Genomic DNA, 12,295 nt, shown 5'->3' on the forward strand with positions numbered 1-12,295 from the left:
TGGATGACATTCCCTAAGGTTAAAAATTATACAGGATGAGCTGTATCGACTCCTATCACTTGCCAAAGCTGGACTTACGGATAGAAGAGTCCAGTAGCTGCATAGGATGTAGAACGGGCAGATCCTTTCCTTGCAATTTGAGATGTCGGCTGATTTGGACGAAGCAGCCAATATTGGCTGAAACAATCACGGAGGCTCCCGTATTGGTCAGGTTTTCGACCTTTTGCCGCCCCAGTTCCGCGGCCACCTCTGGTTGCAGAATGTTGTAAACACCAGCACTACCACAGCACAAGGCTGCATCTACAGGTTCACGCAGGCGCACTCCAGGAATTTGCCGTAGAAGCTGACGGGGCTGGACGCTAATTTTTTGCCCATGCAACATATGGCAGGCGTCCTGATACACCAGCGTTAGTGGTTCGTCTTGCAGGGGTGAGAGGGGGGCGGTCAATCCGACTGTTGCCAGAAACTCCTGCACGTCTTTAACCCTGCTAGCAAAATCCCTGGCTTTTTCCCGGTATTGCGGATCATCGCTCAGGATGTTGCCGTATTCCTTCAGGGTGTGCCCACAACCGGAGGCATTTACCAGCACGTAATCCACGCCCGTATCTGCAAAGCTATCAATCAAATGGCGAGCGAGGGTTTTGGTTTGTGCTTCCTGTCCCTGGTGGTGGGTGAGGGCTGCACAGCAACCTTGTGACCTGGGCATGACTACTTCGCAGCCATTAGCAGCCAAAACGCGTACTGTGGCGTCGTTCACTTCCGGGTTAAATAGGCGCTGAACGCATCCCAGAATCAGCCCAACCCGGTAACGGGGTGTTCCCTGGGGGGGCACAATTTCTGGCAGGGTGTCCTGAAATGCCTGCGGGGAGATGGTTGGCAACATGGCCTCCATCGCAGCCAGTTGGGGCGAAAGGGCTTTCAGGAAGTTGAGCGATCGCACCCATTTCTGTAATCCCGATTTCTGGTAAATCCCCAGAGGCCGGAGTAACCAGCGCATCCGGTTAGGATAGGGAAAGGTAGAGAAAATGAGCTGGCGCAGCAGCTTTTCGGGGAGCGATCGGGGATGGTTTCGTTCAACCTGCTGTCGGGTGGCCTCAATTAATTTGTCGTATCGCACTCCAGAGGGGCAGGTGGTGACGCAGGCCAGACATCCCAGGCAGGAATCAAAGTGCTGAACTGTTGCTGGAGAGAGGGGGATCTGCCCCTCGTTCACCCCATCCATTAAGTAAATTCGGCCTCTGGGAGAATCGGTTTCCTTGCCGATGACCCGGTAACTAGGACAGGTAGAAAGGCAGAAGCCGCAGTGAACACAGGCATCAATCAGCTTGGGGTCGGGAGGATTGTGGGAATCGAAGCGGGGAAAAGGGGGAAGGGAAGACGAGGGGGGTGCCTCTTCTGCCATCGCTGCGTGGGTTGCTCTTTCAAGGTCTACTGTTTCTTTGGATTGGGTATTCATCAGTTAAATTCCCCCCACAAACCGATGGGGGCTTAAACGGTAGTTGGGGTCGAATTGTTGCTTTAGCTTCCGCATGAGATCAAGGGCATTGCCAGAGTAGCCCCAAACATCTATCTGTTGTTTCAAGGAAACGGGAGCTTGCAGAATGGACAAAAATCCACAGCGGGTTTGAAGCCGCGATCGCAGCTTCAACAAAGACTCCAGTGAGACCGAATCCGGAAAAACCAGCCTCCCCAATCCACTGGCCGCATGAATCTGTCCGTACCAGACCGTTTCGGGCAACTCAATTGAGTCCATTTGCTCTATCACAGAAACCGCTTCTGACGGGCTTATTCCTATTTTGCAGGCGATCGCCCGCTCCTGTCCTTCTGCTGTCATGTGTTTTCGGAGGCGTTCCCATAGAGCCTCATCTACTTCAGTTTCAGAAACACTGGCCAGGCCCAAGGATTGTCCCAATTCCAGTATGCGGTTTACCTGCTGTTCCACACTGGGCTGAATTCCCTGGAAGCGAACGGCGATCGCCATTCCCTTTACGCATCCTAAATCCAGTGCCTGAACGGTTTGGGCCGAAAGCAGGTCAACCGATACCGGAGTCAGTGCCGAACTTAACAGGGCGGCGGTGGCCTGGGCAATCAATTCTGCCTTCCCGGCCAGTACAACCGTTTGGGATGTTTCTGGAAGTGGATAGACCCGAAATGTGACTTGAGTGATCACCCCCAGCGTGCCATAGGACCCCGTAAACAGCTTCATCAGGTCATAACCCGCCACATTCTTGACCACCCGTCCGCCTGCCCTGGCGAGCTGCCCATCTGCCCGCACCAAAGACAGCCCCAGCAGCATATCCCGCACACTGTTGTAGCGGTGCCGCAGAGAACCTGTATCCGCCGTTGCCACAATTCCGCCAATGGTGGCTCGTTCGGGGAAGGCCGGGTCGATCGCCAGAAACTGCCCGGCTTTTGCCAGGGTGGCTTGCAAATCAGCAAAGCCCATTCCCGCTTCCACCGTCACCGTCAGGTCTCCCACCGCATGATCAATTAAACGATTCATTCGCCCGGTACTGATGGCGATCAGAGGCGATCGCGCTTCCCCCTGCCCCCCGCGGACCAATCCGCCCCAATGCAGCTTGCTGCCGCACCCCACAGGAAGAACTGTCCACCGCTGATGGCTGGCATGGGTCATTACCTCTGCCAGCTCGGTTTGAGTGCCCGGAAACACAACACCACAGACGGTTGAACCGGGAGCCACTGCCCCTTGCAGCGCTACCTGCCACCCAGAATTCAGCGTTTCCCAGTCAAAAACAGCAGAAGCTCCAAGGAGTTTTTCAATTGCCTGGAGGTCAAGATCTTCGTTAGCAAAACTCCCTCCCATTCCTCAATCGCGACTCCTTACGTTGCGGATTGCCCTGATGGCTTAATCATCCATCATACGGTTTCTCGGCTGCACCAGGGTCATAGGAAATTCCTCGAAGGCTGAGGGCATACTAGAGCAGGTATTGAGATCCACCTCGCCTCTCATGCCTTCCCTGATCAGGATCGGCGTCCCTCTATATGAAAATTGCGATACCTCATAGCTATGGCCACCAGGCTTAGGATGGGGGTACAGGGGTTCCCCCCTGACTAAGGGTGAAGCCCTACACCTTCTTAAAATCGATGTCCTAAGCAACCTGGTGACAGCTATACCTGGTATTAATTTCGTTGACGATGGATCTGAAATTGCTGAAAATCAGCTTGGCGACTATTTTCACCTGATCAAGCCATTAAGCCCACATAGTAGCAATCGATGAAGAAAATCCTGATTATTGAGGATGAACGTTCAATTCGAGAAATGATTCTCGAATTGCTAGAAAAGGAGGGCTTTCAAACCATCAGTGCAGAAGATGGCAGTATTGGCATTCAAAAGGCGCAGGAGCACCTGCCCGATTTGATTTTGTGTGATGTAGTGATGCCCCAACCGAATGGCTATGAAGTTTTATCTGCCTTGCGTCATCACCCTGCGACCGCCACTATTCCGTTCATTTTCTTGACGGCTATGGGTGCCAAAGAAAACATTCGACAGGGAATGCAACTGGGGGCTGATGATTACCTCACCAAGCCCTTTACAATGGAAGAGTTGTTGGGAGCGATCGCCAGCCGCTTTGAGAAGCAAGCCATTCTCGCCAGTCAGTCTCAGCAGCAGTTGGATGAGCTGCGCAATAGCATTGCTCTATCGCTACCGCACGAACTGCAAACACCACTGCACGGCATCTTGGGTTTGACAGAATTGTTAATTGAGGATTATGAGCAGATTGACCGGCGCGAAGTGCTGGAGGTGGCAGAGGGCATTTACGCTGCTGCCGATCGCCTCCATCGGTTAATCCAAAACTATTTGCTCTATGTCGAGCTTGAACTGGCCGCCAAAGATACTGAACGGATTCGCTTCTTTCGCAGTGCAGTCACCCACTATCCCAAAGTCCTGATTGCCAACGTCGCTACCCAGGTCGCCAAACGCTATGGTCGGGAGGCAGACCTCCACCTCAATTTGCAAAATACGACCGTTCAAATTGCGGATCTAAAACTGAATAAAGTGGTAGAGGAACTGACGGATAACGCATTTAAGTTTTCCAGGGCAGGCACCCCAGTTCATTTGACAGCAACAGTAAGTGATGAAGGATTCACCCTGTGGATCCGCGATCGCGGGCGCGGCTTGACCGTGGAACAGATTGCCCGCCTGGGAGCTTATATGCAGTTTGAGCGCAAATTTTATGAGCAACAAGGATCTGGGTTGGGGTTTGCGATCGCCAAACGGCTAGTTGAACTGCACCAGGGGAGCCTGTCGATTGAAAGTACCCCCGGTGTCCAAACAACCGTTAAAATCACCCTCTCCAACCTAACTCCATAAAAGCCCCTACGTTCTCGGCTTTCGCCTCAGTTTACCAGTTCCCTTCGCAGTCTGAGAAGATTGGGAATCTGAATCATCATCATTTAAATTCATCGACAATTCAGGCGCAGAAGGTTCAGAAAAAGCTGGAGTAACGTTAGTATCAACCTGTGCATTAGAACTTGCCGGATCTGAAACAGGCTCCATTGGTAATACCTCAACCTTCTTCACCACAGGTTGCTCTGCCATTGCCAGCGTTTTTTGCTGTTGTTTGAGATCGGGTAATGCAACCAGCTCCTTCTCCGTTTCCTTTGCAGTAATAGGAAGACGGAGCGGCTGTAGCTCTTCGATCCAGCAGCTTGCCAGAGGCAGGGTTTGATCCAAATCATCCAAAGGACGGGGTACCAACATCACAGCGTGCAGTTCACCAATCCGCTCCGCTTCAACCATGCCCACATCCAGTGCCACTGCCACGTTTGCCACCGAACCCCGAACAATGGCCGTACATAATCCCGCCCCAATCGTTTCATAGGCAGCCAGCACCACATCCGCAGCTTTCAACATGGCATCGGCAGCACCAACCATCGCAGGAAACCCTCGCGTTTCTAGCAAACCCACAGCCTGATTACTGAGTTTGCTGTGTCCCCGACCCGTGGCAAGTTGAGCCAGGCGATTGCCAATCGGCAGAACCGCTTCCAGATTGGGCATTGGGCGCGGAATCACCAGGGTTGAGAGTTGTTGCCCAAATTGGGCGGCCCGTTCAGCACCTTCCTGAACTGCCAGCCGCACATCGGCAACCCCACCCCGGACGATCGCCGTACAGTGTCCTCCACCAATCTTTTCATACCCAACCAGCGTCACTCCAGACGACTTCAGCATGTGGTCAGCAATCCCCACAATGGCAGGAAAGCTTTGGGCGGAGACAAGCCCCAGCGCAGTATCTGTAAAGTCTTCTCGGCGACTCATTGATTTCAGAAACCGTGGTTTGCTTCAGTAAGTAGCTAGGCCCAATTAATTAAGGATAATTTCGGGGGTGGAGGGAGTGAACCCCCTGCCTGGGGGCACGGTCCCACTCCTCCCTTGACAATTAATTGTGGCTACTTACTACTATCCTAACTGTCACACCAGCCTTGTACCGCTTCGCCACTCTTCCGCCCCCTTAAAACCAGTAAGCTTTTATTTCCATCAAAAACTCCTTTGTAATTGGATAACCAGACTCGGAACCAATTACTGAATCAATGCCGCATTGGGGACATAATGCTGTCTGTCCAATGGACTCCCAGTGGTCAATCCACTCACAAATCTCGGATGGAGGGAAAATAAAGCAACAATAAAAACAACCGCATTGCTGGCTTGCAAGCAATTCCTTACGATGGTGCATCGAATGTCGATGGGCACGGATATAGTCGGGTGTGGACATTTGCCATCACTAAATGAGAGCCATTTGTTAGTCCTCCCAGGGGTCGTCAGAAGTTGCCAGTTTCTCCGATTTGGGTGGCGATTCAGAACCTCTTCGGCTATGGGGAAACATTTTGACCAGCAGTTGATTGACATAGACCCGCCCGTAAACATTGACGCCAGAGCTTTCAGCGGGTTGAACAGCCTCGATTTCCCCATTGGGGGAAGTCGCAGGAGTCGTCTGCTTGTTTTTCTGAGGTTCCGGGGCAGGATAGGTTACGGTATCGATTGCTTGCAGTTCGTTGGGGTCGATGCAGCGGCTGGTGTCGCCAATCAGGGAACCAGGGGGAATAATCTGCCCCCACTCCACCGAACTATTGAGAATGGTGGTAGCAGACCCAATACAGGCTTTCGCCCCAACCGTCACATTCCCGATCAGCAGCACTTCTGCACCAATATTGGCCCCCTCTCCCACTTCGATGGTGCCATTGCTGGCATGAAGAATGGACCCAATACCAATACAGGCCCCAGTTTTGATGATGACGCAACAATTCGGATCTGCCTGAAGCAGAACTCCAGGGGCGATCGCAGCCCCATCCTGAATCGTCACATTCCCACTGATGTAATAGTGGGAGGTACTGATTGGTCGCAACCGGAGCGGCGGCAAAGACATCGGCAAAACCTCTTCAACCATTGCGGGATCAGAGCTTAGAGCATTGACCTGAGAATACTCCCTCAGCCCTCTAAACTCGAAACCCAATCTAAAAACGAGACCTCCTGCAAACGTTCTTTAAGCTAGTTGCGTTCTCGTAACCAAACGTTACGACTACAAAAGGTCAGCCGATTTTCCTAACGAGCAACCACTTCCCCTGGCTTGTGAATGATGGTTTCCACCACCCGCCGCTTGGATTTAGGGTCAATCCCAATCAATCGCACATAGTCATTGGGATGCTCACTCAGGAAAGCTTGCAGAGACGATACGAGATCCGATTCTCGACTTCCCTGGATCGTTCCCGTTTGCCAGGAACTGGTCTTATACCGGCGTTGATCGGCATACTCAACCCCAACTCGGTAACTCTGGGCCAACAATTGACGCACCTGGTCTGCAATTTTGCTATCCCAAACCTGGACTCCACCAGCAACCCTGATGTTGAAAGAGCTGGATGAAGTAGGAGCCGCCGTCAATGATTGCCTGGAAACACCGCCAACCTGCTTGCCATTAGGCCGATGGATGATCAGTTCAACCACCCGCCGCCTGGGTTTAGGGTCAATGCCAACTAATCGCACATAGTCTCGGCTGTGTTCAGCCAAGAAGGATTCCAGGGCTGCGATCGCCTCCGACTCCCGCCTCACCTGTAGAGGAGCCGCACTATTCCAAGAACTCGTCCTGAATCGACGCTCATCCGCATACTCTAACCCGATCTGCAAACCTTGAGCGATCAACTGACTCACCTGTTGCACTACATCCGGAGTCAAACGACTTGTGGACGCATAGCCAGCGGGTACCGACGAGCTGGGAGCAGTGTAAGACTGAGTAGCTCCACCCCTATGCTGCACCACCGTCTTCCCATTTGGGCGTTGAATAATCATTTCACCTAGTCGGCGCTTTGCCCTCGGGTCAATCCCAAACATGCGCACATACTCGCCTGTATGTTCAGCCATACAGCCTTCCAGCGCAGACAGCACCTCTGCCTCTCGAGTAGATTGAATCGGAGAACAGCTATGCCAGGAAGACGTTTGAAACCGGCGCGCATCTGCATGTTCAGTTCCAATTCGAGCACCCTGAGCTAAAAGATGGCGCACCAGATCCACCGCCTCTCCCGGCAACCGCCCCTGGGCAACCTGCCCATTGGAAGCAGCAGTCACTGCCGGACGATAACTCGATTGGGGTGAAGCAGCCCGGTGGCCAGAACCGTTGTCGGGCGACTGCACAGGCTTCCCACCCGGACGCTGAATAATAGTCTCCAGCACCCGCTTCTTCGCTTTCGGATCAATCCCAATCAGGCGCACATATTGACCACTATGCTCAGACAGACACGCTTGCAAATCTGCCAGCACATCTGCCTCACGGTTAGATTGGATAGGAGCACAACTCTTCCAGGAACTTGTTTGAAAGCGTCGCTCATCCGCATATTCGGTACCGATGCGGTAGCCCTGCGCCAGCAATTGCCGCACATGGTTGATGACATGGGCATCTAAACTACCGTTCGCCTGGCTGTAAGAATAGGTATTCATTTCTGACCAACCGGAAGTACTGGATTGACTTTGTTCATTGCGAACGGAAGTGATGCAGGCAACATTTTCCGCACACTGATAGCCCGATCGCAACGCATGATTAACACCGACCACATGGGTCGCAAACTGAATATCTGACTCCTTCACACTCGGCAATCGATCCGCCTGTTCCTGGCTGGTGATGACCGACCCAGAAGGAACATACCGTCCTGGTGGAATCTCCACATCCTGAATCAGAACGTGCATCATAATGATGCAACCATCTCCCACTCGTGCATTAAACACCGTGGACCGAAAACCAATGAAGCAGTTGTTCCCAATGTAGGCAGGACCGTGAATCAAAGCCATATGGGTAACAGACGTGCTATTCCCAATCCACACAGAGTAGGAATTGCCATCATCCCCAATCACACGGCCTCTCTCCAGACCATGAATAACAACGCCATCTTGAACATTCGTTCCATCACCAATCCGAAAGGGGGCTCCTTCATCTGCACGGATCGACGTTCCCGGCGCAATTAAAACGTTGGCACCAATGCGAACGTCTCCAATCAAGTTCGAGAAAGAATGGACGTAGGCCGACTCATGAATTTGGGGTTCGGCTAAATTTCTCGACCAGGGAGTAGGAGGAGCCGCACTGCTACGGACCGCCATAAAATACTCTCCAATAAAAACGCAATGCAGGCAGCGGTGAGCAGGTAGAAGGAGCTAGAAATCAGGAGCCAGGAGTCAGAATGAAAAGTTCAAAATGGCGATTCCAGTCTCTGAATTCCGGCTTCTGAATTCTCTCCCTCAATATTGATCTTTCTTGCTATAGAGCAAACGATTATCCACACTCACCGTATCGATAATCGCAATCACCGCAGCATCAAGCGGGCGTTGCTCACTGCCTGGAACCTGCCGGGCTGCACTACCCCGGCTGACCAAGACCCATTCACCAACCCCTGCACCTACACTGTCAGCAGCCACCTCATACTCAGGTAGTGGCTGACCTTCGTCATCCATCAACTGCACCACCAGAAACTTAATCCCTCTCAGGCTCGGTTCTTTTTGGGTGCTGGTGACGGTGCCACGAACTCTGGCAATCTGCATTAGTTTCTACTACGAGCGGTTCAGGGGACGAATGCCACTCACACTCTCACGGAAGGGCTCTACTGCCTCGGTGTAGCGAATCGGCAGAACATATTCCAGGTTTTCGTGGGGGCGGGCAATGATGTGGGTGGAAAGTACCTGCCCACCATTAACGCGCTTCACATTCTCAATCCCGGCGGCGACAGAAGCCTGCACTTCAGAAACGTCGCCACGCACAATTACGGTAACGCGCCCGCTGCCAATCTTTTCATAACCAACCAGGGTTACGCGAGCTGCCTTTACCATGGCGTCAGCCGCTTCCACAACTGCTGGAAACCCTAGCGTCTCAACCATTCCAACTGCAATTGCCATTTTTGTTACTCCCTTCCATGAACTGTTATCGGTCAAATCTTGGTCGAATTACATGACTTGAAGTCCCTAACCGCTGTTTGCTGTCAGTCACTGCCGTCACGTTCGGAACTGCTCAACTGCTTCGGTGTAGCGGATGGGCAGTACATACTCCAGGTTCTCGTGAGGACGGGCAATGATGTGGGTTGAAAGTACCTCACCACCATTCACCCGCTTGGCAGACTCAATTCCAGCCGCGACAGAAGCTTGAACTTCAGATACGTCTCCCCGCACGATGACGGTAACTCGACCGCTGCCGATCTTTTCGTAGCCCACCAGGGTTACACGAGCTGCCTTCACCATGGCATCAGCCGCTTCCACAACGGCAGGAAAGCCTCTGGTCTCAATCATTCCCACTGCGATTGGCATTGTTGGTCTCCTGATAAGTGAAACTAATAGTAAAAACAAGGGATGAAAAATTAGACGGAAACGCCATTATTTCAAGCCTTATCGAGGGTTTTTACTGTGCCTAACCTAAGAATAGGGTGGCCGATGACTCTTGACAATATAAAGACCAATGATAGTTATAAATTTGAGTCATTACTGAGAGTTATAGGTGAGCAAAAACAGGAACAGGCAAAGCGAAAGCGGTATTTCTGCTGTGCCTTTACCGTTTTAAGCGCACTAAATGACGATCTAAAATTCAGACTCAAAACATAAAACTCTTGCCAGAACAGGATTCCAGGTTGAGTTTGTGGGAATTAGTCCTTGGCGATCGCCCTCAGCATATGCGCCTCAATCATCATAGACTTTTTTCAATCTGTATAATTGAATTCTTGATAAAATATAAGTTACAGTTATATATAAAAGTTAGTGTTTCTCCACGAATGTTTTTCTAATGGCAACATTCTATTTTTTGAGCAATTTGAGGGTTAAGCTGAAAGCCGGGTTAAGATTTTTTTAGTAGCATTAAGTTGCGATACAGAAATACAGGCGCGTTCTCCGAAACTGATTCAGTTCAGATTGGAGGCGCTTTAAGCTAACTAGATAACGCTTAAAACACGATAATCATTAAAGTTTTAAGGGCGATTTCGATGGAACAGTTTCTCCTCCAGAACAGTTGGTGGATTCCCTGTTACGGAGTTGTTGGTGCAATCCTGACGCTGCCCTGGGCAGTGGGAATTATTCGCCGCACCGGGCCTCGACCGGCTGCTTATTTTAATCTGTTAATGACTATCATTTCCCTGGTGCATGGGTTTCTGGTATTCCGCATCACTTTGGGAGAAGACCCCCAACCTCTGGTCGTCCACTGGTTTACAGCCGACGATTTAGACCTGACGCTTATGCTGGATGTTTCTTCCATTGGCATGGGTGCGGTTGAACTGATAACAACCTTGAGCCTGCTGGCCCAGCTTTTTGCTCTAGGTTATATGGAGAAGGATTGGGCACTGGCGCGCTTCTTTGCCCTGATGGGTTTCTTTGAAGGGGCCATGAGCGGTTTAGCCTTGAGTGAATCGCTGTTCCTGAGCTATGCCCTGCTGGAAATGCTGACCCTATCGACTTATCTGCTGGTCGGTTTCTGGTATGCCCAGCCGTTAGTTGTTACAGCGGCCCGTGATGCTTTTTTGACAAAACGGGTGGGGGACGTATTGCTGCTTATGGGAGTGGTGGCTCTGGCAACCCTATCGGGTACGCTCAATTTCCCAGATCTGTATGAATGGGCTGAAACGGCAGAATTGTCGCCGACTGTATCAACGTTACTGGGTCTGGCACTGATTGCCGGACCGATTGGAAAGTGTGCTCAGTTTCCCCTCCATCTCTGGTTAGATGAGGCGATGGAGGGGCCTAATCCAGCGTCCATCCTGCGAAATTCAGTGGTGGTGGCCTGTGGAGCCTATGTGTTGATCAAGCTCCAGCCAATTTTGGTGTTATCGCCTGTGGCCTCGATCGCCCTCATTGTGTTGGGGACCATGACTGCTATTGGGGCTTCCTTGGTGGCGATCGCTCAAATTGATATCAAACGGACGCTTTCCCACTCCACCAGTGCCTACCTGGGTCTGGTCTTCATTGCCGTGGGCACTCAGTGGACGGATGTGGCGCTGTTTGTTCTGTTTACCCACGCGATCGCCAAAGCCCTTTTATTTATGAGCATTGGCTCGGTCATTCTCACCACCAGTAGTCAAGACATCACTGAAATGGGGGGGCTATGGTCGCGTATGCCTGCTACCTCAACGGCTTTTGTAGTAGGAGCGGCTGGGCTGGTTGGGTTATTGCCCCTGGGTGGGTTCTGGGCCCTGTATGAGGGAGTCGATACCTACTGGTATGGACAGCCCTGGTTAGTGGTTGTGCTGTTAATCGTCAATGCCCTGTCAGCTTTTAATTTAACTCGCGTCTTTCGCCTGGTTTTCCTGGGGCCACCTCAGCCCAAGACTCGTCGTGCTCCGGAGGTTCCCTGGACAATGGCTGTACCAATGGTGTATCTGACGGTGACCACACTACTGGTTCCTGCGATCCTCCAGCGCCTTTACTTGCTGCCCGACTGGACATACCTCAACTGGTCCGTTGTGCTGCTACTCATGCTATCGGGAGCGGTTGGTTTTGGTTTAGGCGCAACGATCAACCTGAACCGAACCTGGGCCAGACCGATTCAAATTCCCCTTAAGTTTGCCCAGGATTTACTGGCCTACGATTTCTATATCGATCAGCTTTATAAGGTAACGGTGGTCTGGCTGGTTGACCGAGTTTCGCGCTTTAACGCCTGGTTTGATCGCTACGTTCTCGATGGGGTAGTAAATTTTGTTGGCCTTGCCTCCATCTTCAGTGGAGAGAGCCTGAAATACAGCGTCTCTGGTCAGTCCCAGTTTTACCTGCTGACGATTCTGATCGGCGTCAGCATTCTGGGCGCTCTCCTCACTTACTTTGCCTGGTAAT

10 protein-coding genes are annotated in these 12,295 nt (G+C 51.8%); 2 read left to right on the forward strand and 8 right to left on the reverse strand.

The genetic code is table 11. The features are described 5' to 3' along the window. Nucleotides 1–55: 55 nt before the first annotated feature. Both P4D80_RS14530 and P4D80_RS14535 read right to left on the reverse strand, forming a co-directional pair. Entirely contained in the window at nt 56–1,456 is a 1,401-nt protein-coding gene (locus P4D80_RS14530; protein WP_421654719.1) for a (Fe-S)-binding protein, read from the reverse strand. A gap of 3 nt (nt 1,457–1,459) precedes the next feature. Beyond that, nucleotides 1,460–2,824, reverse strand: coding sequence for an FAD-binding oxidoreductase (locus tag P4D80_RS14535; protein ID WP_421654720.1), 1,365 nt, complete (start codon nt 2,822–2,824; stop codon nt 1,460–1,462). 411 nt (nt 2,825–3,235) lie between these two features. On the opposite strand from P4D80_RS14535, the gene P4D80_RS14540 reads away from it, so the two are divergent. After that, the gene (locus P4D80_RS14540; protein WP_421654721.1) at nt 3,236–4,333 is read left to right on the forward strand and encodes a hybrid sensor histidine kinase/response regulator; all 1,098 of its coding nucleotides are present in this window, start codon (nt 3,236–3,238) and stop codon (nt 4,331–4,333) included. Nucleotides 4,334–4,339: 6 nt separating this feature from the next. On the opposite strand, the gene P4D80_RS14545 is transcribed toward P4D80_RS14540, so the two are convergent. The 6 genes from P4D80_RS14545 to P4D80_RS14570 all read right to left on the reverse strand — a co-directional run bounded on the left by P4D80_RS14545 (nt 4,340) and on the right by P4D80_RS14570 (nt 9,793). Beyond that, nucleotides 4,340–5,278 (reverse strand): carbon dioxide-concentrating mechanism protein CcmK, encoded by a 939-nt coding sequence (locus P4D80_RS14545; protein WP_421654722.1) that lies wholly within the window; start codon nt 5,276–5,278, stop codon nt 4,340–4,342. Nucleotides 5,279–5,759: 481 nt separating this feature from the next. Continuing rightward, nucleotides 5,760–6,404, reverse strand: a complete 645-nt coding sequence (locus tag P4D80_RS14550; RefSeq protein WP_421654723.1) for a hypothetical protein — start codon at nt 6,402–6,404, stop codon at nt 5,760–5,762. 155 nt (nt 6,405–6,559) lie between these two features. After that, complete coding sequence (locus tag P4D80_RS14555) at nt 6,560–8,599, reverse strand: ribulose bisphosphate carboxylase small subunit (protein ID WP_421654724.1); 2,040 nt, start codon at nt 8,597–8,599, stop codon at nt 6,560–6,562. A gap of 138 nt (nt 8,600–8,737) precedes the next feature. Then, on the reverse strand, nt 8,738–9,037 hold the full coding sequence (locus P4D80_RS14560; protein WP_421654725.1) for a EutN/CcmL family microcompartment protein: 300 nt from the start codon (nt 9,035–9,037) through the stop codon (nt 8,738–8,740). 9 nt (nt 9,038–9,046) lie between these two features. Continuing rightward, on the reverse strand, nt 9,047–9,388 hold the full coding sequence (locus P4D80_RS14565; RefSeq protein WP_223050155.1) for a carbon dioxide-concentrating mechanism protein CcmK: 342 nt from the start codon (nt 9,386–9,388) through the stop codon (nt 9,047–9,049). 96 nt (nt 9,389–9,484) lie between these two features. Further along, on the reverse strand, nt 9,485–9,793 hold the full coding sequence (locus P4D80_RS14570) for a carbon dioxide-concentrating mechanism protein CcmK (protein ID WP_421654726.1): 309 nt from the start codon (nt 9,791–9,793) through the stop codon (nt 9,485–9,487). Nucleotides 9,794–10,458: 665 nt separating this feature from the next. Here P4D80_RS14570 and P4D80_RS14575 point away from each other — a divergent pair. Beyond that, complete coding sequence (locus P4D80_RS14575) at nt 10,459–12,294, forward strand: NAD(P)H-quinone oxidoreductase subunit F (RefSeq protein WP_421654727.1); 1,836 nt, start codon at nt 10,459–10,461, stop codon at nt 12,292–12,294. The last annotated feature ends 1 nt before the right edge of the window (nt 12,295 follow it).

The organism is Leptothermofonsia sp. ETS-13 (genome assembly GCF_049200465.1).
GTDB lineage: Bacteria > Cyanobacteriota > Cyanobacteriia > Leptolyngbyales > Leptolyngbyaceae > Leptothermofonsia.

Excerpts from the sequence above, each read along its gene's own strand:
- P4D80_RS14530 (WP_421654719.1), bottom strand. The coding sequence starts at position 1,456 with ATGAATACCCAATCCAAAGAAACAGTAGACCTTGAAAGAGCAACCCAC.
- P4D80_RS14535 (WP_421654720.1), bottom strand. The coding sequence starts at position 2,824 with ATGGGAGGGAGTTTTGCTAACGAAGATCTTGACCTCCAGGCAATTGAA.
- P4D80_RS14540 (WP_421654721.1), top strand. The coding sequence starts at position 3,236 with ATGAAGAAAATCCTGATTATTGAGGATGAACGTTCAATTCGAGAAATG.
- P4D80_RS14545 (WP_421654722.1), bottom strand. The coding sequence starts at position 5,278 with ATGAGTCGCCGAGAAGACTTTACAGATACTGCGCTGGGGCTTGTCTCC.
- P4D80_RS14550 (WP_421654723.1), bottom strand. The coding sequence starts at position 6,404 with ATGGTTGAAGAGGTTTTGCCGATGTCTTTGCCGCCGCTCCGGTTGCGA.
- P4D80_RS14555 (WP_421654724.1), bottom strand. The coding sequence starts at position 8,599 with ATGGCGGTCCGTAGCAGTGCGGCTCCTCCTACTCCCTGGTCGAGAAAT.
- P4D80_RS14560 (WP_421654725.1), bottom strand. The coding sequence starts at position 9,037 with ATGCAGATTGCCAGAGTTCGTGGCACCGTCACCAGCACCCAAAAAGAA.
- P4D80_RS14565 (WP_223050155.1), bottom strand. The coding sequence starts at position 9,388 with ATGGCAATTGCAGTTGGAATGGTTGAGACGCTAGGGTTTCCAGCAGTT.
- P4D80_RS14570 (WP_421654726.1), bottom strand. The coding sequence starts at position 9,793 with ATGCCAATCGCAGTGGGAATGATTGAGACCAGAGGCTTTCCTGCCGTT.
- P4D80_RS14575 (WP_421654727.1), top strand. The coding sequence starts at position 10,459 with ATGGAACAGTTTCTCCTCCAGAACAGTTGGTGGATTCCCTGTTACGGA.